Source organism: Shewanella sp. MR-4 (assembly GCF_000014685.1).
In the GTDB taxonomy this organism is placed as follows: domain Bacteria; phylum Pseudomonadota; class Gammaproteobacteria; order Enterobacterales; family Shewanellaceae; genus Shewanella.
On record NC_008321.1, the window covers coordinates 2,872,349 to 2,896,858 of the forward strand.

At 46.9% G+C, this 24,510-nt stretch carries 24 protein-coding genes; 15 read left to right on the top strand and 9 right to left on the bottom strand.

Annotated features, from left to right (window positions below; all coding sequences use genetic code 11):
• Positions 1-123: 123 nt before the first annotated feature.
• Both sbcB and cdd read left to right on the top strand, forming a co-directional pair.
• Positions 124-1,536: an exodeoxyribonuclease I gene (gene sbcB, locus SHEWMR4_RS12685; protein WP_011623164.1), complete on the top strand. Its 1,413-nt coding sequence runs from the start codon at positions 124-126 to the stop codon at positions 1,534-1,536.
• 207 nt (positions 1,537-1,743) lie between these two features.
• Complete coding sequence (gene cdd / locus SHEWMR4_RS12690) at positions 1,744-2,634, top strand: cytidine deaminase (RefSeq protein ID WP_011623165.1); 891 nt, start codon at positions 1,744-1,746, stop codon at positions 2,632-2,634.
• 96 nt (positions 2,635-2,730) lie between these two features.
• On the opposite strand, the gene SHEWMR4_RS12695 is transcribed toward cdd, so the two are convergent.
• From SHEWMR4_RS12695 to SHEWMR4_RS12705, 3 genes are all read right to left on the bottom strand, one after another.
• Positions 2,731-2,937 (bottom strand): DUF1289 domain-containing protein, encoded by a 207-nt coding sequence (locus SHEWMR4_RS12695; RefSeq protein ID WP_011623166.1) that lies wholly within the window; start codon positions 2,935-2,937, stop codon positions 2,731-2,733.
• On the bottom strand, positions 2,918-3,265 hold the full coding sequence (locus SHEWMR4_RS12700; protein WP_011623167.1) for a VOC family protein: 348 nt from the start codon (positions 3,263-3,265) through the stop codon (positions 2,918-2,920). The genes SHEWMR4_RS12695 and SHEWMR4_RS12700 overlap by 20 nt, the downstream gene beginning before the upstream one ends.
• Before the next feature lie 75 nt (positions 3,266-3,340).
• Positions 3,341-4,045 (bottom strand): DUF445 domain-containing protein, encoded by a 705-nt coding sequence (locus tag SHEWMR4_RS12705; protein ID WP_011623168.1) that lies wholly within the window; start codon positions 4,043-4,045, stop codon positions 3,341-3,343.
• Between the two features lie 346 nt (positions 4,046-4,391).
• Here SHEWMR4_RS12705 and SHEWMR4_RS12710 point away from each other — a divergent pair, with 346 nt between their 5' ends.
• The 3 genes from SHEWMR4_RS12710 (at position 4,392) to SHEWMR4_RS12720 (ending at position 8,837) form a co-directional block, all read left to right on the top strand.
• Positions 4,392-4,772 (top strand): VOC family protein, encoded by a 381-nt coding sequence (locus SHEWMR4_RS12710; protein ID WP_011623169.1) that lies wholly within the window; start codon positions 4,392-4,394, stop codon positions 4,770-4,772.
• Positions 4,773-5,035: 263 nt separating this feature from the next.
• Complete coding sequence (locus tag SHEWMR4_RS12715; RefSeq protein ID WP_011623170.1) at positions 5,036-8,254, top strand: DUF748 domain-containing protein; 3,219 nt, start codon at positions 5,036-5,038, stop codon at positions 8,252-8,254.
• Between the two features lie 226 nt (positions 8,255-8,480).
• On the top strand, positions 8,481-8,837 hold the full coding sequence (locus SHEWMR4_RS12720; protein ID WP_011623171.1) for a glutathione S-transferase N-terminal domain-containing protein: 357 nt from the start codon (positions 8,481-8,483) through the stop codon (positions 8,835-8,837).
• Positions 8,838-8,894: 57 nt separating this feature from the next.
• Here SHEWMR4_RS12720 and SHEWMR4_RS12725 read toward each other — a convergent pair whose 3' ends face one another.
• Positions 8,895-9,584, bottom strand: coding sequence for an energy-coupling factor ABC transporter permease (locus SHEWMR4_RS12725; RefSeq protein ID WP_011623172.1), 690 nt, complete (start codon positions 9,582-9,584; stop codon positions 8,895-8,897).
• A gap of 163 nt (positions 9,585-9,747) precedes the next feature.
• On the opposite strand from SHEWMR4_RS12725, the gene SHEWMR4_RS12730 reads away from it, so the two are divergent.
• Positions 9,748-10,212, top strand: a complete 465-nt coding sequence (locus SHEWMR4_RS12730; RefSeq protein WP_011623173.1) for a hypothetical protein — start codon at positions 9,748-9,750, stop codon at positions 10,210-10,212.
• Between the two features lie 133 nt (positions 10,213-10,345).
• Here the strand turns inward: SHEWMR4_RS12730 and SHEWMR4_RS12735 are convergent, their stop codons facing one another.
• From SHEWMR4_RS12735 to SHEWMR4_RS12750, 4 genes are read right to left on the bottom strand one after another with little or no spacing between them, the layout of a single operon-like run.
• The gene (locus SHEWMR4_RS12735; RefSeq protein WP_011623174.1) at positions 10,346-10,525 is read right to left on the bottom strand and encodes a Trm112 family protein; all 180 of its coding nucleotides are present in this window, start codon (positions 10,523-10,525) and stop codon (positions 10,346-10,348) included.
• Positions 10,515-11,522 (bottom strand): tetraacyldisaccharide 4'-kinase, encoded by a 1,008-nt coding sequence (gene lpxK, locus SHEWMR4_RS12740; protein WP_011623175.1) that lies wholly within the window; start codon positions 11,520-11,522, stop codon positions 10,515-10,517. Before lpxK ends, SHEWMR4_RS12735 begins: the two co-directional genes overlap by 11 nt.
• Positions 11,523-13,328 carry a lipid A export permease/ATP-binding protein MsbA gene (gene msbA / locus SHEWMR4_RS12745; RefSeq protein ID WP_011623176.1) on the bottom strand — a complete coding sequence of 602 codons (1,806 nt, stop codon included), beginning with the start codon at positions 13,326-13,328 and terminating at the stop codon, positions 11,523-11,525.
• Positions 13,329-13,360: 32 nt separating this feature from the next.
• Complete coding sequence (locus tag SHEWMR4_RS12750) at positions 13,361-15,682, bottom strand: DNA internalization-related competence protein ComEC/Rec2 (protein ID WP_011623177.1); 2,322 nt, start codon at positions 15,680-15,682, stop codon at positions 13,361-13,363.
• Positions 15,683-15,714: 32 nt separating this feature from the next.
• Between SHEWMR4_RS12750 and SHEWMR4_RS12755 the strand changes: the two genes are divergently transcribed.
• The 6 genes from SHEWMR4_RS12755 to SHEWMR4_RS12780 all read left to right on the top strand — a co-directional run bounded on the left by SHEWMR4_RS12755 (position 15,715) and on the right by SHEWMR4_RS12780 (position 19,874).
• The gene (locus tag SHEWMR4_RS12755) at positions 15,715-16,224 is read left to right on the top strand and encodes a DUF2062 domain-containing protein (RefSeq protein ID WP_011623178.1); all 510 of its coding nucleotides are present in this window, start codon (positions 15,715-15,717) and stop codon (positions 16,222-16,224) included.
• 392 nt (positions 16,225-16,616) lie between these two features.
• The gene (locus tag SHEWMR4_RS12760) at positions 16,617-17,789 is read left to right on the top strand and encodes an NnrS family protein (RefSeq protein WP_011623179.1); all 1,173 of its coding nucleotides are present in this window, start codon (positions 16,617-16,619) and stop codon (positions 17,787-17,789) included.
• Positions 17,790-17,938: 149 nt separating this feature from the next.
• On the top strand, positions 17,939-18,343 hold the full coding sequence (locus tag SHEWMR4_RS12765; protein ID WP_011623180.1) for a phosphate-starvation-inducible protein PsiE: 405 nt from the start codon (positions 17,939-17,941) through the stop codon (positions 18,341-18,343).
• Positions 18,344-18,494: 151 nt separating this feature from the next.
• Entirely contained in the window at positions 18,495-18,797 is a 303-nt protein-coding gene (locus SHEWMR4_RS12770) for a PilZ domain-containing protein (protein WP_011623181.1), read from the top strand.
• Between the two features lie 77 nt (positions 18,798-18,874).
• Positions 18,875-19,543: an AAA family ATPase gene (locus SHEWMR4_RS12775; RefSeq protein WP_011623182.1), complete on the top strand. Its 669-nt coding sequence runs from the start codon at positions 18,875-18,877 to the stop codon at positions 19,541-19,543.
• On the top strand, positions 19,530-19,874 hold the full coding sequence (locus tag SHEWMR4_RS12780; RefSeq protein ID WP_011623183.1) for a hypothetical protein: 345 nt from the start codon (positions 19,530-19,532) through the stop codon (positions 19,872-19,874). The genes SHEWMR4_RS12775 and SHEWMR4_RS12780 overlap by 14 nt, the downstream gene beginning before the upstream one ends.
• A 211-nt stretch (positions 19,875-20,085) precedes the next feature.
• Here SHEWMR4_RS12780 and SHEWMR4_RS12785 read toward each other — a convergent pair whose 3' ends face one another.
• Positions 20,086-20,334: a YecH family metal-binding protein gene (locus SHEWMR4_RS12785; RefSeq protein WP_011623184.1), complete on the bottom strand. Its 249-nt coding sequence runs from the start codon at positions 20,332-20,334 to the stop codon at positions 20,086-20,088.
• Positions 20,335-20,462: 128 nt separating this feature from the next.
• Here SHEWMR4_RS12785 and SHEWMR4_RS12790 point away from each other — a divergent pair, with 128 nt between their 5' ends.
• From SHEWMR4_RS12790 to SHEWMR4_RS12800, 3 genes are all read left to right on the top strand, one after another.
• Positions 20,463-22,145, top strand: a complete 1,683-nt coding sequence (locus SHEWMR4_RS12790) for a sensor histidine kinase (protein WP_011623185.1) — start codon at positions 20,463-20,465, stop codon at positions 22,143-22,145.
• The gene (gene btsR / locus SHEWMR4_RS12795) at positions 22,142-22,852 is read left to right on the top strand and encodes a two-component system response regulator BtsR (RefSeq protein ID WP_011623186.1); all 711 of its coding nucleotides are present in this window, start codon (positions 22,142-22,144) and stop codon (positions 22,850-22,852) included. Before SHEWMR4_RS12790 ends, btsR begins: the two co-directional genes overlap by 4 nt.
• A gap of 195 nt (positions 22,853-23,047) precedes the next feature.
• Positions 23,048-24,496: a carbon starvation protein A gene (locus SHEWMR4_RS12800; protein ID WP_011623187.1), complete on the top strand. Its 1,449-nt coding sequence runs from the start codon at positions 23,048-23,050 to the stop codon at positions 24,494-24,496.
• Positions 24,497-24,510 lie beyond the last annotated feature (14 nt).

The following is a 24,510-nucleotide window of genomic DNA, read 5'->3' on the forward strand; positions in this document are numbered from 1 at the left end:
TCACCTCTTAAGCGCTTATCTTTTCAATATAATTTTTCAATCTCGGTTTTTGCTAATGAATATTGCGGTGAGTTTAAGTGTTAAGATGCTATCATTCGATAAAACCGTCATTTGATTGAAATTATGTATACAGCATCTCAGCCAAGTATTTTTTGGCACGATTATGAAACCTTCGGAGCCACTCCAGCCAAGGACAGACCGGCCCAGTTTGCCGGGATCCGCACAGACTTAGATCTCAATATCATTAGTGAACCCGAGACCTTTTACTGCAAACAATCAACGGATTATCTCCCCTCGCCCGAAGCCATTTTAATCACAGGGATCACACCACAATTAGCCAACTTAAAGGGGTTGCCTGAAACCGAGTTTATGGGGCGCATCCATGCACTCTTCAGCCAACCGAATACCTGTGTCGCAGGCTATAACTCCCTACGCTTTGACGATGAAGTCACCCGTTATGGATTCTACCGTAACTTTATCGATCCCTATGCCCGCGAATGGCAAAATGGCAATACACGCTGGGATATCATTGATTTAGTGAGAGCTTGCTATGCGTTTAGACCAGATGGGATTCATTGGCCATTAAAGGAAGATGGCTCGCCCAGTTTTAAGTTAGAGCACCTGACGCAAGCCAATGGTTTAAGCCATGAAAAAGCCCACGATGCCATGTCCGATGTGTACGCCACCATCGCCATGGCCAAATTAATTAAAGAAAAGCAACCCAAGTTATATCAATACTATTTTGAGCTGCGCCGTAAGCAGGCCGTGAGTGCACAAATCGATGTATTGAATATGCAACCGCTTGCCCATGTGAGTTCCAAAATCAGTGCGCTGCAGGGGTGTACGACGCTGATAGCCCCCGTAACCCACCATCCAAGCAACAAAAACGCCATTATTTGCGTTAACTTAGCGATGGATTTAAGCCCGCTGTTTGAGCTGGATGTTGAGCAAATAAAGACTCGCATGTATACGCCAAGAGCCGAGCTTGCCGAAGATGAGTTACCTATACCGGTCAAACAAGTTCATCTTAACAAATGTCCTTTTATCACCTCAGCCAAGATTTTGGATGATGCCCAGGCAGAAAGACTCAATATCGATAAAGCCTTTGCCAGAGAGCAATACAAACGCTTAAAAGCTCACCCAGAATTGCGGGAAAAACTGGCGCAACTCTTTGAGCATGAAGGCGAAGTGACAACCACTGATCCTGACTTGATGCTGTATTCGGGTGGTTTTTTCAGCCCCGCCGATAAAGCCAAGATGGAGATCATTCGCCATACCTTGCCACAAAATTTAGCAGCGCTGGATCTGCAATTTGATGATGGGCGCATTCCCGAGATGCTGTTTCGCTATCGGGCACGTAACTACCCAGAACTGCTGAATGATCAAGAAGCCCAGCGTTGGCGCATCTTCTGCCAGCAACGTTTGAGCGATCAGGATTATTTACTCAAGCTTGAAAATCTGCTGCAAGATACCGAGGCCGATGAGTACAAACAAAAGTTACTCGCAGCCCTATGTCACTATCTACGCGGGCTCTAAAGCGACGCGAACGCTAAAACATCGATAGTGAACCGATAAGCAGATAGCTAAATAAGACCGTTAGTTAACGCCAGACAGTGATAACGACTTTCAGATGTAACCTATCTGGCGTTAAATTGAGGTGTAAACGCGAACTAACTCGCATTTATACCGTAACAAAATTACTAGAATGTTCTTCCATGAACTTAACAAACAAGGAGTCGGGAAATGCAAGATAGATTTATCAGAAGCATAACCCAGCTGCCAACACCATTGGCTGACGCATTAATTCCCCTATTACATCAAAACTTTGCGGGACATATTGATGCGCAGCAACTGGCAGAGTTAGTCCAAAGCAGCAAAATGACCGAAGCCGAAGTGTTACTGGCTCTGCTGCCTATAGCCGCCGCCTTAGCAAAACCGCCGATCAGCGAGTTTTATGTCGGTGCGATTGCTAAAGGGAAAAGTGGCGACATCTATATGGGCGCCAACCTAGAACTGCCCGGCGAAGCCCTGTTTCACTCTGTACATGCAGAGCAAAGCGCCATCAGCCACGCATGGTTAAGTGGCGAGAGCCAAATTGTCGACATGATCGTTAACGCCAGCCCCTGTGGTCATTGCCGTCAGTTTATGAACGAACTCGTCGAGGGTGGCCAAATTAAGATCCATCTGCCATCGCAAGACAGTCATTTACTGTCCTATTACTTACCCTACGCATTTGGGCCAAAGGACTTAAATGTGCAGTCGCCCTTGCTGGTCAAGCATGAAACCGAATTTGCCCTCGATAGCAGCGATCCTATGGTGATTGAAGCATTAGATCATGCAGGCCTAAGTTACGCGCCTTATACCCAAAGTTATGCCGCTGTAGTACTCGAAACCTCAGATGGTGCAACCTATTGTGGCCGCTACGCTGAAAACGCAGCCTTTAACCCATCTATGCTACCAATGCAGATGGCCCTATCGAATCTCACTCGACATAACCGTGATTTTGGCGAGATCCGCCGCGCGGTGTTGGTCGAGTCATCACAGGGGAAAATCAGCTTAGTGGGCGCAACCATGGATGCCTTACATGCCGTTGCCGCCATCGAACTTGAGCATATAGTGGTCGATCCTGTCTGACGAGAGTCCAGCGGCGCTTTAGCTTTACACTCTAGTATTGCTTGGCGCCGCATTTTTGATTATCCAGTAGCTAGCGGTTATGTTCCACTCCAATAACTAACTGTTACCTATTCGTTTTGCCTCAAATACCGCCTTTCGCTCAGCCATTCTCAAGTAACAATCATCACGCTGCGCCTGTGTCATGGTGCGCCACGCTAAGATCTCATCCAAATGCCTAAAGCAGCCCATGCAGATATCTTGCTGATCGAGGCAGCAATTTCGCACGCAGGGATGTTCGAGGTGATTACTCTGACCAGACCGCATATTCGTTGCCCGCAGGCTCGATAAAATGGAAACGCCGTCCACCGGGAAAACTGAAAATCGCCGTGCTGATTACACCGCCAGCCGCCTTCACCGCCGCTTGTGTCTGCTCTAAATCCTTGCTGTATAACACAATCAGCGGGCAGCCTTTTTCGAGGTTAAAACTCACCTCAGCTTGGTAAAAACCTCCGGTGATCCCCACATCAATAAAACAGCTGTACTGCGGCCCGTAATCCTCAAAACGCCAACCAAATACCGTATTAAAGAAGGTCTTGGAGCGGCTAATATCTGTGGTGGGGATTTCTAAATAATTAATGCTGTGATGATCCATAACCTTCCCTGCTAATGATTAATCAAACAAAAAAGGGAGCCAATGCTCCCTCAAAGTATGCTGGCTAATGCCAGATTAACCCTGTACCAGCGCGGCGACAAGTCCGATAGCGCCACCAAATACCCCGCCCCACACTACGAGCCAACCTAAATGCGTTTGGATCATCTCCTGCACGATTTGTTTAACCATTTGCGGGGTTAATTCATTCAGGCGTTGTTCAACGATATTGGCGATCTTCGTTTGCAGATCGGCCATCACATTTGGCTGCTCTATCTCTTGTTTCAATAAATTACGGAACTGCTCACTCTGGGACATTTCCACCAAAGAGGCTTTCATCTTCTCGATAAAGGGTTCCTTTAACGGCATTAACGCCTCAGTTCCGCCAAACATGGATAACATGCCCCCGAAGGAAGATTGTGCCACTGTGTTAATTAAGGCATCGAAGGATGGCGCCAAGTCCACTTTATCAATCACAGGGGCTAAATCGATTTGGCTAATTCCTTCTTTTTCCGACAGAAAACGGTCGATATTTTCCGTCGTGAAGAACTGCTTCATCATAAGATGTGCAATGCCGGCTTTGAACTCTTCAAAACGCGATGGCACTACACCCGAACCATATAAACCGGGCACCTTTTCAAACAGCATATACACAGCAAGCCAGTTAGTCATCGCGCCAGATAAGGCAAACAAACCGACATTAAACAAAATGGGCAGACTCAATGCGTATCCCAATACCACGCAAATGGCAGCCAACACATTTGTCACTAAACTCTTATTCAATCTTACTCCCCTCTTAAGCTATCGACTCGATTGCAAATGGCGCTAGTTTAGCAAGCTAAGGGGATGAAGGTCTAATGCTGAAAAAAGAAGAAAAGCGTGCCTATCGACAACAAAATAGAGGCAAAACCCAAGCAAACTCGAGCCGTGGGCATGCAGGGATAGAATCCATAACCGCTCGGCGAGTGAATTAGGTTATTTCATTAATTAACATTAACTTAGTTTAATGATCATGAGGAAAAAATAATTGCACATTTCTGAGTCGGCTTAGGAATTATTGAAAAGCATCGTCTACACTCAAGGTGACTATTCAGTCAGCTCAATAACTCAAAACATAAGGGATGCGCTTATGAACTCTGCATTTAATACCGCTGGTGCCTTAGGTTGGCATGAACTCAGTACCCACGATACCGAGGAAGCCATGCGCTTTTATGGCGAAGTGTTCGGCTGGCAGTTTAGAACGGTAAAAATGCCCCATGGCCAATATCATCTCATTGAAAATGAAGGCGTTGGCATTGGTGGGATCACAGATAATCTTATCCCCGCATTGCCTTGCCATTGGACGGGTTATGTCACTGTCGCAGATGTCGATATAGTGGCAATTAATGCCAAAAAGCTTGGCGGTGACATTCTCTTTGGCCCGGAAGATATTCCCAAAGTGGGTCGTTTTTGTTGGATCAAAGATCCGCAGGGTGCCATTATCGCGGCGATAAGTTATCTTTCAGCATAATCAGCGCTGAATGGGCGTACCTTCTCCGATGAAGGACATGAATGTCAGTTGAACTATTACAAAGCACAGAATTGTTACTACTGTTAGTCTTGGGTTATAACATGCTTATCGCTTATAACCCTAATGAGTTATGACAAGGTAATACTCAGATTTAATTAGAAAAATTCAAAACAAATCATGCACGCTTAAGCATTATTCGCTAAAATGGCCGCACTTATTGATAGATTTCGCGCCAGCGTGCGTATTGGAGCCTTAATCTCACTATGTTGACTCAGCTATCACGGTTAAAAATCGCCTTTTTTAGCCGACCTCGATACCAACGATTTCTCGTCTATTTAGCGATTACCTACTTAAGTTATCTTATCGTCCTTGGACTTGTGCTTCCCAAGGCCATAGTGTCGTTTACCCCTGAAAAGCTTACTCAAGTATTGGGCCGTCCTGTGACGTTACAGGATATGCGAATTAATCCTTTTACCTATAGAGTCAATATTGAGCAGCTCGAAGTTAAAGAGAAAGATAATCAAGCTTTTGCCGGATTATCTCAGCTGCAATTTGAAGTGAATTTTTGGCAGTCAGTGTTTAATCAAGCCCTGGTGATTGATCATATCCAACTGCAAGGCCCCTTTGCCAATGTCAGTCGTTTTCAGACCCAAGGGGTAACTCAGTTCAATTTTGACGACATAATTACTCGGCTCAACCAACCTAAAACCCCAAGCGAGCCAGACACAACCACTGAAAAGACTCGCCCGCTACGCGTCATTTTAGGCGAGTTGACCTTAACTTCGGGTAAGGTCAAATTTGACGACAAAATCACTCAAGCCTTGGTTGATTATCCCAATATCAATTTCAAACTCAGTCAGTTAGATACTGAATATTTGATGACGGCCAAACCCACTAGCCCTGCAAATAGTCAAGCGACTCAATCTCAGAATAAGCCTACAACGGCTGCGCCTACGGCTCAGGCCAACACGGCATCGAATCCTCCAAGCATTCTGCACAACCAATTTGTCGTCCAGCTACAGGATGCCCATGCGGGTGAAGTCAGCCTTGCCGGGCAATTCCAGCTTTTCCCCTTTAAACTTGTCGGCGATGTACAGCTCGCAAAACTGCAACTCGCCCCCTTCTGGCCATTTGTTGCCGACCAATTCAAGGTAAAACTTGCTGCGGGTGAGCTTAGTATCAACAGTCATTACCAAGTTGACTTACCAACGGAGGGCGACTTACAACTCACAGCCGATCGTGGTCAAGTCATTGTACAAAAAGTCGATTTACTCAATGGCGACCAATCCGCTATCGCCTTACCCTTGCTGGCGATTGATGGAATTAATCTCGATCTTGCTAAGCAGCGCATCGACATTAAGCAAATCCACAGTGAAGGTTTAAGCCTTAAGGCCAAGCTGGATGAACAAGGCATAGATTTAGCGCAGCTGTTAATGCCAAAATCTATGGCTACCAGCACAGATGAAGCAACGCCGAACTCGCCTGCAGAAGCGCAAACACAAGAAGCGCCAGCTGAAACGAACACGTCAGCCGCATCGCCTTCCCAAACGGCCTCGGAAAAGAGCACCACTGAACAGCAAGATGCCTGGTTAGTGACACTGGGCGGGCTGAGCCTCGAAAACTACGATATTCAGCTTGAAGAACATAAGCTCACCCAAACGGCGCAGCAATGGCGAGTCTATCCCCTTAATTTTACGACTCAAACCATAGTGAGCGATTTAAAGTCGCCGATCGACTACGAACTTTCCTTTGGCTTGAATGATAAAGGACGATTCATCTCCAAGGGACAAGTCGATGTGCCAGGTGAAGCCATTAGTGCAAATCTGAAAGTCGAGCAACTCGCCTTAGCCCAATTCCAACCTTACCTTGCACCCTATGTGAATATGCAGCTGAGCAGTGGCCTATTCAGCAGTGAGGGTAAGCTCAACGCCGATGGTAAAGGCAAAGCCATTTATCAGGGCAGTGTTGAACTGGATGAGCTGAGTATCCTCGACAACATTCGCAAAGTGCCCTTGGTCAAATGGCAAAAAATGCATATTAATCAGCTCGATTTTGACCAACAGCTAAATAAAATTAATATCGACCATTTAAGCTTTAATCAACCCTACGCTAAGGTGGTGATTGCTAAGGATCGCACAACTAATATCAGTAATCTGATTGTTGAAACGCCAGCGACTGACACGCCTAACCCTACTACGCAAACGACAAAAACAGAGGCGTCAACGCAGGCTAACCCCGATACCAAGGTTAAAAAGCCCGAGTTAAGCTTAGATATTCAGAAAATTAGCTTTAACCAAGGCTCAGCATTTTTCGCCGATAACTCCCTCACGCCTAACTTTGCCTCAGGCATTGAGCAGCTTGAAGGGCATATCAGCCACTTATCTTCAAAACCCGGTACTAAAGCATCGGTCGACATTAAAGGTAAAATCGACCGTTATGCCCCTGTCACCTTAAAAGGAGACATTAACCCACTGCTAGATAAACCTTATCTTGACTTAGACTTAGTGTTTAAGAGTGTAGAACTGACCTCAGTGAACCCCTATTCGGGCACCTATGCGGGTTATTACATAGATAAAGGCCAATTATCCTTAGCACTCAACTACAAACTGGAGCAAAACCAACTCAAGGGCAGCAACCACTTAGTGATTGATCAGCTCAAACTGGGTAAACGCAGCAACAGTGACTTAGCCACCAGTTTGCCCGTGACATTAGCGATTGCCCTGTTGCAGGACCGTCACGGCGTGATTGATCTCGGGATGGAAGTCTCTGGCGATTTAGATTCACCCAGCTTTAGTGTTGGTGGCATTATCCTGACGGCCATCACCAATGTGATCACCAAGGCCGTTACTGCGCCCTTCTCGTTCCTTGCGGGTCTTGTGGGCTCCGATGAAACCTTAGATAAGGTCCCCTTCGAACCGGGCCAACTTGTACTCACCCAGCATGAGCAGGAAAGCTTAGATACTCTCGCCAAAGGCTTAGATGATCGCCCTATGCTCAAACTGAGCCTCGAGGGCAGCGTCGATGCGATTAAGGATAGCCAAGCGATCGCCGAGCGCATGATGAAACGCAAGCTGGCCAACTTGGCGAATATACCGCTGACAGAATTACCTGCGAACCTGAGTCCGAGCCAATTCCCAACCGAGGGTCCACTGGCCGATGCACTGGTCAAACTGTACGAGCAGGAAGTCAAAACCAATCCGGATGATGTGAAAGACAATATTGTCGCCGAGACTAAAGATGTTCCCCTGAGCAAAGAGGAACTCACTACCCGTTGGCATATTGCCCTCTATAACCTCACAGTGAAAGCGCAAAATGTCAGCCAAGACATGCTTGGGGATTTAGCCCATGAGAGAGCGAAGTCGGTAAAAGCCTATCTTGTCGACAGCAAGGGGATCGCACCTGAGCGGATATTCCTGCTCGAGAGTCGTGTGACTCTTAACCAAGATGCGGCGCAGGTGAATATGAGCATCGACGCGAACTAACCCGCATATCAGCGCATAGATATAAAAACGCCCAGTTCACACTGGGCATTTATATCGCAATTCAATTCACTGACTCAATCTCAATCCCTTGGCCTCACGCATCCCTTAGGTTACACTCTGCGGCTTTATGCGAGCGGAATCACATTTCGCCAAGTCTTTTCGACAACGAAATGCCCTTTTGCACCACCCATACTGCGGCGCTTACACACTTTTACTCGAGGTAATTATGTTTATTATTCGCTGGATTTTAGGCCGGATCATTTTGTTACTGAACTTTGTCTTCGCCCCAAAGAAGCGCAAACGCCCACAGGCAGAGCAACAACAGATCGATGCCCAAACCCAAGCACTGGCCTTATATCAGTACAATGCCTGCCCTTTCTGCGTCAAAGTGCGCCGCGCCATGCGCCGTCAAGGACTCAATATCCAAACGATTGATGCTAAACAATCCCCGCACAAAGATGAGCTCATCGCAAAGGGCGGTAAGCAACAAGTTCCCTGTTTACGCATCGAAGAAAATGGCCAAGTACAATGGCTGTATGAATCGAAAGAAATTATTAACTACTTAGATCAACGCTTTGCCTAAATGAAATGCGCGCCCTATGGCGCGCTTTTTATTTACATCGCTTTACAGACACCACGTTTATTTGCGCCAAAGATATTCGCGATCGGAATAGTCAAACAACCATTGGGGTTGATACACCACCAATAGCGTCACCGCCATCCCATTTAACAGCGCCTCTGGAAAAGCTAACAGCGGGATCAACATCAGATAGTTATCAATCAATACGCCCCAGTCGTAATCCATTGACCACCAAAGCCAAAATGCCCAGCTGAACTGATGAAAAACCGTCGACAAACCAGCATTAATAAAAGCGCCGACAAAAATAAACACAAAAATATGCTTAGGAAACAAATGATAACTACGGCTGTAGAGAATAAAGGCGCAGAACAGCGGAATCGCAATCGCAAACAGGCTAAAGGCACCAAACTCGGCGGGCTGCTTTAACACAAACACACTGAAAAAAGCGCTCGGTAGCAGTAAGGCAACCGTGGCTAAACGCCAACCAAACATCAGTAGGCAAGTGACTATGCCTAAAAAGTGTAAATGCAATCCCACTTGAATACTGGCATTGAGTAACCACAGGGTATTCACCGCAATCAAGGTCAGTAACAGTCGCCATTGTAGGCCTTTGTCCCTCAGTACCTGTTGTAATTCTTCCTTGGGCCAGATGGCATAAATCCACAGTCCTAGCAGCAACAGACTCAGGCACTGCAATGGGCTGATATCCCATTCGATTTGTGTAAAACGATTCGCCCAAAAGTCCAACATGAGTAAGGCTCCCTCGGTACAGCACCATGCGGCGTGCTAAAGCGGTAAAGATAAGCGATATACGAGAGTGAGTATATCGCGAATAAAACCCATAATTGCATGATATTTCGCGGCATATTAAGGTATTCTTCGATAAGTGAATCATCTAAGAGTAATCCCTCATATGCCATTAAGATCGATAAGTCTGACACTGTTGAGCTGCTTTACCCTACTCGCCTGTAGCAGCGCCCCGATAGATCCCGCTGAATTTGCAGGTAAGTTTAAAGATAAACTCACCACAGATCTTCGCGCCGATGGGCTTAAACTCTTTACCTATCAAGCAGGTTTAGCCGAAGATACTTCGGAAAAGGATAGTGCCAATCGCCCCTTTCCCCATGAGGAGCGCATACGCCAAGTCGCCCAAGATCCTAGAGAGCAACGTCGTAGTCGTAAAGAGCAGGCCGAGTCACTCGAGATCTGGGGCAAACAAGTCGAGCTAGGGCTAGAAAAAACCTTAGAAATGACAGGTTATTGTCGTGAAGGTTATTATGAGTTGAGCCGAATTATTGAGTCTGGCCGGGGCGAAATTCGCGGAGAGTGTAAAGAAGGCGCCACCGAGGAAGACAAACAAAAATTCGTGCGCTTTTAGCAACCTTAAGTTGCTTCTCTTTTGCCAATATAAAGATAAAAAATAAGGGCGAAGTTATCGCCCTTATTTCAATGCATTAGACTTAGCTAACTGACCAAATGCTAATTCAACGCATCAATTCATACAGTAAAAATTAAACCGCTTCGTTTAAGGGGACTGCACGATTTTCGAGTAACACAGGGATCCCATCCGTGATTGGATAGGCTAATTTGTCTGCCTTACAAATCAATTGTTGCGTTGTCTTATCGTATTCCAATTTTCCCTTACACACTGGGCAAGCGACTATGTCTAACAGTTTTTTATCAAACGCCATGGGATTTTCCTTGTTTAGCTGCAGCCACAGAGCGTACACGGCTCAGCAGCTGTTGATCAAATTGTGGCGATAGCTTGGCATCCACGGCCAAATACCACCAGTTTTCTTGTGCAAAATCGCGACATTTAACCGCATCTTTTTCTGTCATCATCAGCGGCCGAGATGCCGCAAGCTCGCATAACACTTCTTTATCGTAGGCTTGGTGGTCGTCAAAGCCATGAGATAACGCGAGTTGAAAGCCTTGCTGGGTTAACGTCTCAAAAAAACGTGCAGGATGGCCAATGCCCGCCATCGCGACCACGGGTTGCGTTGGGTCAAACACGGCCACTGCCTTGGGATTCACCGGCAGCACAGCGCTAGGACTGAGTTGCATCTCATATTGATTGGCCTGCGCGGGCCCACCATTAACCACTACAAAATCGACTTGATTAAGGCGCCAAGCACCTTCTCGTAGCGGCCCTGCGGGAAGCAAATGACGATTCCCTAAACCGCGTTTTCCATCAATGACCACCAGCTCAATATCGCGGCCAAGGGCGTAATGTTGCAAGCCATCGTCACAGATAATTACATCCACGGCAAACTGTGCCAGCAAGGCCTTGGCGGTATCGACACGTTTGGCTCCCACCACCATCGGTACGCCGGTGCGCGCCACTATCATGGCAGGCTCATCGCCCACAGACGCCGCGCTATCCGCTGCGGTAACGACTTTTACCCCTTGCATATCCGCACCATAACCACGGCTGATAACGCCAGGGTTAAACCCCTGTTGCCGTAGCAATTCAATCAAATAAATGACTGTGGGGGTTTTACCGCTGCCACCAACGGTAATGTTACCCACCACAATAACGGGCACGGGTAATGGGGTTTGGGATTTGAGTCCCAAGCGAAACAGGCTGCGTCGGATGGCGGTGATTAAAGCAAATAGCACAGAAAACGGCAGCAAGAGCCACCGCAATGGGTGGCCCTCGTACCAAATTTTATTTACCAGTACCTGCATTTAGCTACCAAACTGCATTTGGTATAACTTGGCATACATACCGCCAAGTTCCAGCAGGGATTTATGGGTACCCCGCTCAACGATACGGCCTTGATCTACCACTAAAATTTGATCGGCACTTTCAATGGTAGATAAGCGGTGGGCAATCACAACAGAAGTACGATTCTGGCGTAAATTGTCTAGACCCTGCTGAATGGCCTTTTCAGATTCGGTATCGAGTGCCGAAGTGGCCTCATCGAGGATCAGCACTGGCGCATCACGCAGCATAGCGCGGGCAATCGCGATACGTTGTCTCTGGCCGCCCGATAATAACACCCCGTTTTCGCCCACTTGTGTATCTAACCCCTCGGGCAATTGCTCGATAAATTCCATCGCATGGGCCAAGGTTGCCGCCTGAATAATCTGCTCTCGGGTCGCTTCACCGGGATAAGCATAGGCGATGTTGTTGGCAATGGTATCGTTAAACAGTGTTACCTGCTGCGAAACTAAAGCCACTTGACTACGTAATGATTTCAATGAGTAATCATAAATACTCACATCATCAAGCTTGATATCACCAGATTCTAAGCCTGTGTAAAAACGCGTAACTAGACTGGCGATCGTAGATTTACCCGAGCCAGAACGCCCAACCAAGGCTAAGGTTTGACCTTGAGTGACTTCAAAATCGATTTTATCTAAGGCGCGACGCTCCTGCCCTTCGTAACTGAAAGAGACATTATCGAAACGTAAGTTACCCTTAGCGCGCTTGACAGTATAGGTTCCGGTATCGGACTCTGGCAGAGTGTCTAACAATTCAAAAACCGTGGTACAGGCCGCAATACCGCGCTGAAATTCGGCATTTACTCGGGTGAGGTTTTTGATGGGTTGTAGCATTGCCATCATGGCACCGAGAATAGTCGCGAAGGTACCCGCGGTCAGATCGGCTTTCATGCTATCGAGGCTCGCCGCATAGAGTACAAAAGCCAAGGCAAAGGAGCCAATCACCATAATAAGCGGCTGGCTAACCGCTTGCGCGACCGCAAGCTTCATATTTTGATGACGGTTTCTGTCATTAATTTTGGCAAAGCGAGCCGTTTCGGTTTCTTGTCCACCGAAGGCCAACACGTTTTTATGGCCTTTGATCATCTGCTCGGTTGCCGCACTGACATCGCCCATCGCCGTTTGAATTTGTTTTGACACCTTTCGGAAACGACGACTCACAATAGTGATCACTAGCCCCATAATCGGACCAATCACTAAGATACAGAGGGAAAGTTTCCAAGAGTTATAAAACATCAACCCCAACATACCGATAACAGTTACACCGTCACGCACGATTGAAATCAAGGCGCTGCCTGATGCTCGGGCAATTTGTTCGGTGTCAAAGGTGACTTTTGAAATCAGATTACCGGTGTTTTCCTTATCCATGTAGCTCACGGGCAAGCTCAGATAATGTTCAAACACTTGTTGGCGCATATCCATGATCAAACGGGCACTCATGTAGGAGATACCATAGGTGGACACGAAGTTTGCAAAGCCACGTAAGGAGAACATTAAAATAACCACTATCGGCGCCATTAATAGCACCTGATTGTCGGCATGAAAGCCTTGGCTAGTGGGGAGTGCAATACCGTTACTGATCGCTGGTGTACTGCTGGAAAAGCCTTTATCGATAAAAGGACCAATAAAGGAAATAAAGGCTGCGTCAACAAGCCCATATACAATCAGGCCGCAAACTGAAAGCAAAAACATGCCCTTCATCGGTTTGAGATAGCCCAGTAATCGTTTGAAAACTGTCCACATTTCGTCTTTAGGAGATGCTGTCATTGAAAACACTAAATTATGGCAAAGTGCTCATTCTACTCTGGATTAATCAAGTCACCAAATCTAAACAAGCGGTTATACCAAAATGGCGCTAAATCACGCCGATAGGTTTTCACCTCCAACCGCCCATTTGTAAAGTTGACACTAATTTGGCCTTCAAGCCCTGTCGTTAAATAGCTTATCTGCCGCGCCTGATAGCGTGCAACCACATCAGGCTTTGGGAAGCCATAGCGATTGTTCAAGCCTGCGGGAAACAGTACTAATTCAGGAGCGACGGCATCAATAAAAGCAGGCGTTGATGAGGTTCGGCTACCATGGTGCGGCGCAATTAACACTTTGCTTTTGAGCTCAGTACCTATAAGTGATTGTGCTATCAATAGGGCTTCGGTTTCCTTCTCTATATCCCCGCTGAGTAACAGGCTGTTCACGCCATCATCGATACGCAGCACACAGGAGGCGTTATTTCCACCTGTAGCCGTCGGTGGGGAAATAAAGCTTAGCTTTAATTGCAGCCACTGAATTTGCTGCGGCAAACAAGGCGTACCACCTAAGTGAGCCACATCAGTTATCCAGTTTGCGCTGGGATAGGCTTTGGCCAATACCTTTGCGCCGCCGGCATGGTCGTTATCGCCATGGCTCACGACAATATAATCCACCAGAGCCACCCCTTTACGATTAAGAAACGGGATAATCACCCGTTCGCTATAGCTAAAACCCTCACCATAGGCGGCGCCCGTATCATAGATAAGTGCCCGGTTCTCCTGTTCAATCACTACCGCTAATCCCTGCCCCACATCGAGTAGATGCAGTGTCCATTTAGGCGAAGAGGGTTCTGTAATACGCTGTAAAATTAATAATATAAGGGGAATAAACAGCAAGGCGATTGGTAAATGCCATAGCCCATATCGACAATGATGCGGAAGATAGCGCCACAATATCATCGCCAAGAGTGCACACAGGCTGCCCGCTAATAATGTTTCGGAAACAGCATACCAATGGGCGGGTAAATCGCCGCTGAGTTCGAGTAACTTGCCATAGGGTAATAGGGTTACATCTGCCAGATTAAAGAATCCGAACCATGATTGCCCGAAAAGTGTGCCTATCCACCAGATGATAAGAGCCAGCATCGACAGTGGAATAACGATAAGACTAAACCAAGGCACCACCAGCATATTAATCCAGAGACTATGCACACTCAAGCCGCCGAAAAAGATAGCCTGAACCAATCCTAATACCAGACTTAAACGCCATTGAATCGACCAAAATTGCGCGAATCTTATTCTCGCCCTAACCATAAAAGTGGCCTTATTTTCAATAGATTGGGCGACTGGCGCGCTTTCTAAGGTATATAAAATAATCGCTAGAGCACAAAACGACAGCCAGAACCCAGCACTCAAACAGGCAAGTGGATCGACTAAAAGCACAATAAAGAGTGCAAACAACAAACGGTCCCAAGCACTCGAGTAACGCCTTAATAGACTTAGTAGCATGATCAATAAAATCATCACTAGTGCACGTTGCGTCGAGACGGCAAATCCCGCTAAGTAGCTATAAAAAAAGGCGCTTGCTCCGGCGAGCAATAGGGCAATCACTAAATTACGCCTGCTAGGATGCGCCGCCACTCGAGTGAGTAAAAACAAAATACAGGAATACACCCAAGCGGTGATCACCGATAAATGTAGTCCCGATATCGCCACTAAATGCCCTGTTCCCGTTTGCCTCAAGTCCTGCCACTTGCTCGCTGATATGAGTTGCTTATCCCCCAAAATAAGTGCCAGCAAAATATCACCCTGCGCTAACGTCGACAGCTTGGGAGCTAACTGCTCGATGAGATGATTTCTTAATGAGAAATGTGATGTTTGCAGCTTGGCGTGTAGCACCCGCCCCTTGCCGACAATATGTTGGCTAATCAATTGCTTTTGTTCGTTGTAACCACCTTGATTCAACACGCTCGAGATACTTTTAGGCATCAGGGTAAAAGACCACACTTGCCCAACTTGCAGCGTCTCCGAGGATTGCCAGGTCAAACGCAATTTCGCCCTTGGCACAAAGATTAAATTTGGTTTATCGACAATAATATCGAAGCTAACCCAGTCGCTGTTTTGACTAACAAGTGATATGATTTCGCCCCTCACGTGAATAGGCTGTTGCGATAAAGGAAGCTCCTGGCGAGATAAGACTAAACAAAACCCAGTAAGCCAACACATCGCAAAGAGCACGCCTGACAAACTAGGTGCTTTTTTGAATAAGATGAGCGCCCCAAGGCAAAGGTAGGGTAAACAACTGATTGGCAGCAGCGAAGGCCACAACATCGCTGATAATAAGGTGGCACTAAAGCCAAAAATGAATCCATTCATAGTGAATTAAGTTAAGACAGCAATTTCAGCCTATGCCAAAAAAATTAATCAAAAAATATATGCCTAAGCCTGAAACCCTGCGTGAGCACAAACACCTACGCATTTTCGGTCGCTTGTTACATAACCCTAACCTGTGGGCGCTCAATCGTCGCTCTGCCCCAGGAGCTTTTGCCATAGGTTTGTTCGTTGCTTGGATCCCGATGCCTTTTCAAATGGTCGCTGCCGCTGCCTTTGCCATCCTATTTAAAGTGAATATCCCCGTATCCGTTGCACTTGTGTGGATAACGAATCCGCTAACCATGCCGGTTATGTTTTATGGGGCCTATTTATTGGGCGCCAAAATACTGGGCCATGCTCCACAGGAATTTGCCTTTGAAGCTAGCTGGCAATGGATTGAATCTTCATTGGCAACGATTGGCCCCGCATTTTTGCTTGGTTGCTTGGTTTTAGGAGTGGTATTTTCCGCCGTGGGATACCTGACGATCAGTAATCTCTGGAAATACTCCATCATGTTTAAATGGCAAAAGCGTAAGACAAAATAGTTTTGTAAACGCATTGTCGGCTATTTATATTGCTCATCCGTATCGCGTCTAAACATTTGCAAAGGTGCTCTGACTTTGATGAGCGACTGAGTAACACTGGCTTAACTTGTTGTATTAAAAGGTCGCTCGCCCATCTATTCAACAAGTTAAGCAATATCCTCCTGTCCTATCTTTCTTATCTATGGCCTTGATTAGCTCGCCGCTTGCTAAACTTGTAACTGTTAATTAAGGGGTCTATCTCCACTCCATCCTAGACCCTTCCCCTACGCCAACAAACGCCGAAATTCACCGCAATCATCACACTGAATTCACTGTTACTCATAAGGAGATATATACATTCATTTTATTTGCAGCTTAAAATAATCCCATGCTAACCATCACTCCCCATATTTATGCTGAATATTGATGAACCCGCACACCTACAGCCTAAAGTGGCCTTGTTCCGCTTAGGTTTTAGACCCTTTTTCCTGTTTGCCAGTCTATTTAGCCTATTGAGTTTAAGCATATGGGGCGGCTTACTTTCAGGTAAGTTGTTACTCCCAAACACACTCAATCCACTCTGGTGGCATGGCCACGAAATGATTTTTGGTTTTGTCTGCGCCGTCGTGGCAGGCTTTTTACTGACTGCTGTGCAAAACTGGACCGGGCGCCCCGGTGTTAAGGGTTTGCCCTTGGCGGGACTATTTATGGTGTGGCTGCTTCCAAGGTTGTTGCTTATTTTGCCCTTCAACATTCCGCTTGCCGTCATCATGGCTATAGATCTGCTGTTTTTACCGCTTACTGCCACCTTGTTAGCCATTTCGGTGATAGAGGTTCGCCAGTGGCGCAACTTTGTGTTTATCCCCATTCTGGGTTTACTCACTATATTCAATGGGATGAGCTATTACGGTTTAACCACCAACCAATTGAATTGGATGAATAATGGGCTTTATGCAGCAGTAATACTCCTTGCCGTGATTGTTGCGCTGCTCGGTGGACGGGTGATCCCATTTTTTACTGAACGTGCAACAAACTGGCAGAAGCAAACGCCTATTGCTGCCGTTGAATTGTTAAGTTTTGCGAGCCTGTTGGCACTCGTCGTAAGCCTCTTTTTAGTTGACACCTTGTTGACCCGAATCCTTGCGGGTATCGCAGGCTTAGTGCTGTTATTTCGCTGGTCTCGTTGGGGATGGCGCGCGAGCTGGTCTGTGCCACTGCTATGGTCGCTGCATTTAAGTTATTTATGTATTCCGATAGGGTTGATGCTCATTGCTGCCGGATTACCACTTTCCGTCGGCATGCATGCCATTACCGTGGGTGGACTTGGTGGGATGATCTTAGCGATGATGTCACGGGTATCACTCGGGCATACGGGGCGCTCCCTTACACCGCCGCGCCCGATGGCACTGGCTTTTGCCTTGATCCTCTTAGCGACTGTGCTTCGCGTTTTAGCAGGCTTACTCAGTGCCTGGTTTATCGAACTCATGCTCGCTGCAATTGGGTTTTGGATCTTGGCCTTTGGTTGTTTCTGCTACTGCTATGCACCTATGCTTTGCCGAGTGCGGGTCGATGGTCGCCCAGGTTAGAAGGAATGTCTAAATTCTTGCGCTTTAAACCTGTGACTTGATAAGCAATTGTTATCTTGTGAATTGAGTCACAGAGAATCGCGCCTCTTTTCCCTACCTAAGGTATTTTTACTGTTACTATTTATAAAAATATTCAGTAGGGAGTACCTATGCCATTTTATCGTCAATACGGTGCTAAGGGCTTAAAAGCCGTTGAGCATCTCGTATTAATCATCATTGCTATTGCGACCGTCGTGGCTATTGGGCAAGAAATTGTCCATGTCTTTAACGTTGGTGCCGTTGCCCTTGCCGATCTACTGTTACTGTTTATTTACCTCGAAGTGCTCGCCATGGTGGCCAACTACGCCGAGTCGGGCAAATTACCCGTACGTATGCCACTGTATATCGCCATTGTCGCCCTTGCCCGATATTTAATCTTAGATATGAAGAGCATGGATGACTGGCGAATTGCAGCCATTTCACTGTCGACCTTGATCCTAGCGGCAACGGTTATCGTTATCCGTTGGGGCCAATTAAAAATGCCCTACCCTAAAAATCAAGAATACGATAATTAAGCTTTCTGCGCGCCATTGCCACACAAACGCAATGGCGCATTGCTCCTGCCACTAAAATCCCCGCCAAAGACCTCGCTTTCACGTTGGTATTCTGCCAAAAAGCAATTATGCTAGTTTTACTGAGATCAATTATTTACGGGGCAATTGAGTTATGGGTGACCATCCAACAGGATTTGAAGAAAAACGTGGGTCGCTTCGCGTTGATATGGAAGCCGAACGTGTACTTATACATTGGACTGACAATGACGGCGTTGACCATACCGACCAAGGCGTATGCATCGATTTAGCCCGTCGGGGTATTCTGTTTGATTACAAAAAACCGTTCTCACTGGGTGATTTAGTTCAAATAACCTTTAATCCCGATACCGACCATGAGAATAGTGTTAAAGGTCAGGTCTGCCGCTGCTCTAAACGTCATGATCAAAGTTATCATGTCGCCATGCAATTGCTTTAATTTCAATCCAGCTACGCAGGGTCGATTGAGCTGTTCTACACTGAATTAGTTGAACTATTCGTACAGGGGACATAGCTATGATATTGCTGGTGGGTGGTGAAAAAGGTGGCAGTGGCAAAAGTTGCCTCGCGCAAAACCTAGCGGTTTATATTAAACAGAAATTTGCCGCCAATGTACTGATGGTCGACTGTGACCCACAACGAACCACATCCGATTGGATCCAAGCCCGAAACAACGACCCTAGTCTCCCTGCCATTAACTGTATCCAGCTCTACGGCAAGATCCGTAACGATTTGCTCAGCCTCAACGAGCGTTTCGACTATGTCATCGTTGACTGTGGTGGCCAAGATAACCTTGCGATGCGCGCCGCCATGTCGGTAGCTACATATGTGGTGATCCCCCTAAGGCCTAAGCGTCGCGATCTGAAAACCTTGCCCCATATGGAAGACATGCTCAGCACCTGTAAGATGGTTAACCCCAAAATGGTGGCAACCATAGTGCTTACCCAATGTCCCGCGTTGCCCACACAGGTCAAACGGATCCTTGAAGCGAAAGAAGTTGTCCAATCCTTCGGGCTACGCGTGCTCAACTCGGTCACATTCTGCCGCAACATTTACGATGACAGTGAGGAAAAAGGATCGTCCGTGATGGAAATAGAGCCTGATGGAAAAGCGGCCGACGAGATCCGCGCAATTGTGGATGAGCTGTTCACCTTACCTCCAGAAAATAGTTATGAGCTTAACTGATCTTAAACGTAAGAAACCCAAACAGGTCATCAAAACTGTTTCTGTTGATGATTTTATTGAAGATGCGAATAACTACGCTTTAGGAAAGGCGAGTCTTTTAAGCACAGCGTCACTCGCACTACCTAAGGGCCTAGATAAAAAATCCACTAAAATTTATCGCCACGCCACTTTTACCTTAACCGAAACCAGTATTTCTCAATTAGATGGGCTTGCAAAGGAAACCAAAATCGCGAAGTCGCGTTTGCTGCGTATTCTGATCGATGAGTTCAGCCGAAGAAGCACAGAGGAACAACTGAGAGTGGTTAACAAAAGTAAGAAAGATGAAGCTTGACCGATAAGCTTAATTCTTAAAAAACAAAAGGTAACCCTTAGCAGTATTGCTGAGGTTTAAGATGTTCCCACATCAAAAACACCGATAATGCGACATCCTGCTTAACGGGTTAATCAATGGCCACACTAATGCGGCCATTGATATAAACAAACTTGTGTTAGATGGGCTTGATTTTGATTGACATCAATTGGCTAGAATAACCCGGGCCATTTCAATGGGAATGATGACACTGCCGCCCCGCAACCAATGTCAAACCTTGCGCTGACTCCAGAATTTTCCCTTTGCCAACCAATAAGCTAATAAGCTCTTCCGCCTGCAAATTTTCGGCGCTGCAGGTATGATAACGCGCAGTTTCACCAAAGGTTTGTGCCATCAAGGCGATAAACTCAGGCTTTAAAAGCGGATTTTCTTGCGCTACCATCAGCGCCATAACGTCATGACCGTGAACAGAATCGGACATAGTCTCTCCAAAAGATGTAAATAAGATTAGGCTTTATATCCGAACTGTTGAATGTTAACCCTGATCTTGCGCACATTCTGCCGATTTCAACACCTGCGCTAACCGCGGTGACAATAAAGTGAGCCACTATGTCCTTGATCTTGCTCCTGACCCAACAGATGTCACTCTATTTGGTAATAGTGTATCTGGTCAGTAAAACGCCGCTTTTTAAACTGTTCGCCGAAACAGCACCACGCCTGCCCCACAAGGTGTTCATTTATCTCATCTTTTCAAGCTTTTGCATCATGGCGACCTATTTTGGTGAGCAAACCTCGGGTGCCATTGCCAATACTCGCGCCATGGGCGCCGTGTTAGGTGGCTTACTCGGTGGCCCTGTCACCGGATTATTGGTTGGACTCACGGGAGGTTTACACCGCTACAGCATGGGCGGCTTTACCGATGTAGCTTGCGCCATCTCCACTACCCTTGAGGGGTTCTCAGCGGGAATGATCAGCTTTTATCTGCGCCGCGCGGGTAAGAGCGAGCTTATCTACAATCCACTCTTAGTCTGTCTCGTAACTTTCTACGCAGAAATGATGCAGATGAGCATCATTTTGCTGATTGCTCGCCCCTTCGATGATGCCTGGGAGTTAGTACGGCAGATTGCGCCGCCGATGCTCTTAGTTAACTCCATAGGTGCAGCGCTATTTATGAGCATGATCCGTGATCAAAAAACCATGTTCGATAAGCTCTCCTCCACCTTCTCCACCAAGGCGCTAAAAATTGCCGAGCGCAGCGTTGGCTTACTCTCTAAGGGTTTTAACGAAGAAAGCAGCGGTAAGGTCGCACAAATTGTGATTGAAGAAACCAATGTCGGCGCAGTAGCCATTACCGATCGCGAAAAACTCTTAGCCTTTATTGGCATAGGCGCAGACCATCATATTCCCGGCACGCCAATTTCCTCAAAAATTACCCTTGAAGCCATCAACCAGAACAAAGTGATGTTTGCCGATGGGGTAGAGATGCCCTACTCCTGCTCGATTTCGAGCCAGTGTAAGCTCGGTTCGAGCCTTGTGATCCCACTTCGCAGCGACACCGAAGTCATAGGCACCATCAAGTTATACGAGCCTAAAAATAAACTGTTCTTGAACATTAACCGCACCTTAGGGGAAGGTATTGCACGGCTATTATCGAACCAAATTCTGTATGGCCGCTTTGAACAGCAGCAAAATCTACTGACCCAAGCCGAACTCAAATTGCTGCAAGCTCAAGTGAATCCCCATTTTTTATTCAACGCACTCAATACCATCAGTGCGATTATTAAGCGCGATCCCGATATGTCGAAGCAACTGTTGCAACAGTTGTCGCAGTTTTTGCGGATCAATTTAAAACGTACCACAGGTTTAGTGACTCTCGGGGATGAGCTTGATCACATCGCCTCCTATCTCACCATTGAGAAAGCCAGATTTATTGATAAATTACAGGTAAACATTGCTATCCCTGAGTCACTCTATCACTGCAAAGTACCCGCATTTACCCTGCAACCTATCATTGAGAACGCCGTAAAACACGGTACCTCCCATATGATTGACCAAGGGCAAATCAAGGTGACAGGCCGGATGGATGAACAGGTATTGGTCTTAGACGTCACTGATAATGCGGGGCTTTACCAACCCATTATTGGCTCTGAAGGGCTAGGCATGAACTTAGTCCATAAACGGATCCAAAACCTGTTTGGCGAGCAATATGGCATTCAGGTGGAATGCCAGCCGGATGAGTACACCAAAGTTACCATCCGCTTACCCATAGAACATACGGAAACTAGCACGTGATCACTTGTTTAATTGTCGATGATGAATTGTTTGCCCGCGAGGAGCTTGCCGATTTGCTCGGCCAAGAAGCCGATATTGAGATTATCGGCCAATGCTCCAATGCAATTGAAGCACTGCAAACCATCGCCAAAGAAAAACCCCAACTGATTTTTCTCGACATCCAAATGCCGCGGATTTCCGGCATGGAGCTGATTGCTATGCTCGATCCTGACACTTTGCCTAAAATCGTCTTCGTGACCGCATTCGATGAGTTTGCCATAAAAGCCTTTGATAATCATGCCTTTGATTATCTGCTCAAACCCATAGATGCCGAGCGCCTCAGCCAAACCTTAAAACGGGTGCGAAAGGATCTCACCCCGCAAGCCGTGAATCTTATCGCGCCAGCCACTCTGGAGCATTTACCCTGTTACAGCGGCAGTAAGTTAAAAGTGATACCCATTCAAGATGTTGAATATGTGTTTAGCGATTTAAGCGGTATTCATGTCGCCTGTACCAAAGGCAAGGTCCATACCCAACTCACCCTTAGAGTGTTGGAAGAAAAAACGCCGCTGGTGCGTTGCCATCGCCAATATCTGATTTCACCAAAAGCCATTGCCGAGATAGAACTGCTCGATACAGGAGCCGAAGTCACCACCTTGCTTGGCGACAAAGTGCCCGTGTCCCGCCGCTACCTCAAAAGCCTTAAGCAATTGTTTGGCTTCCAATAGTCCGATAATTAACCGCTGATGCTCATATCCTAACCGCTCGGGGCGTTTAATACTTATGAATGACATACGTATGCAACCGCTCACCCCATTCTATTGCCGCTGAGTCAGCATTATCGACCTCTCACTCAATTAGCGCTGTTTTGTGTAAACAACTTGTTTACACTCTGCACAACTCAAAATGGGGAGATAACTAAAATGATGTGGTTCCTACTCTGCGTCGGTCTGTTGATCGGCGGTTACTTTATCTACGGTGCTTTTGTCGAAAAAGTATTTGGTATTAACGAAAAACGTCAAACGCCGGCCTTTAGCCAAACCGACGGCGTGGACTTTGTGCCTATGTCCAAGGGCAAAGTGTACTTAATCCAATTACTCAATATCGCGGGTGTCGGTCCAATCTTCGGCCCAATCCTAGGTGCGCTCTACGGTCCAGCGGCTATGTTGTGGATTGTGATCGGTTGTATTTTTGCTGGTGCGGTGCACGATTACTTCTCGGGCATGCTATCGGTACGCAACGGTGGTCAATCTGTGCCAAACCTTGCGGGTAAGTATTTGGGCAAGAGCGCCAAACACTTTATGAACGTGTTTGCCATCATCCTGCTGTTACTTGTGGGCGTGGTGTTTATCTCTGCACCAGCGGGCCTATTAGGCAAGCTAACTGGTTGGGATGTGAGCATTTTCGTTGCGATTATCTTCGTTTACTACCTGATTGCCACTGTGGTACCTGTCGATAAAATTATCGGCCGTCTGTATCCCTTCTTTGGCGCGCTGCTGTTCTTCATGTCCTTCGGTTTAGCCTTTGCGATCATATTATCGAGCGAACATACCCTGCTGCCCAATGTGCAAGCGGGTGACTTCTTCCAAAACTTAAACCCTAAAGACATGCCACTGTGGCCAGCACTGTTTATCACCATTGCTTGTGGTGCGATTTCAGGCTTCCACGCGACACAATCGCCTCTGATGGCACGTTGTGTTGAAAACGAAAAGAACGGCCGTTTCGTGTTCTTTGGCGCCATGATAGGTGAAGGTATCATCGCCCTGCTCTGGTGTGCGATTGCACTGTCTTACTTCCACGGTGTTGAAGGGTTAAGCACAGGCATGGCGGGCAACCCTGCAAACGTAGTATACGAAGCCTCTACCGGTCTGTTAGGTGCTGTCGGTGGCTTTATGGCAATCCTTGGGGTAATTATTCTACCAATTACTTCAGGCGATACCGCTTTCCGCTCTGCCCGTTTGATCTTGGCTGAGTTCTTTAAAATGCCACAAGTAGCGTTACCAAAACGTTTAGCCCTGGCCATCCCATTATTTGTGATTGGTGGTTTACTGACTCAAGTTGATTTCGGCGTGATCTGGCGTTACTTCGGTGTGGCTAACCAAGCAACCGCAGTATTAATGCTCTGGACGGCCTCAGCTTACCTACTGCGTCACAACAAGCTACACTGGATAACCACCATTCCAGCGATGTTTATGACCACAGTGGTTATTACCTTCCTGCTGAACTCGGCAACCTTAGGCGCGGGCTTACCTATGACCCTTTCGACCATTGCGGGAACCATTTCAACCTTAGTGATCACAGGCTTACTGATTGTGAAAACCAAAGGCAAAGGTGAAATCGATAGCGACAACGAATTACCCGATGAAGCCTAATTTCTAGCAAACCT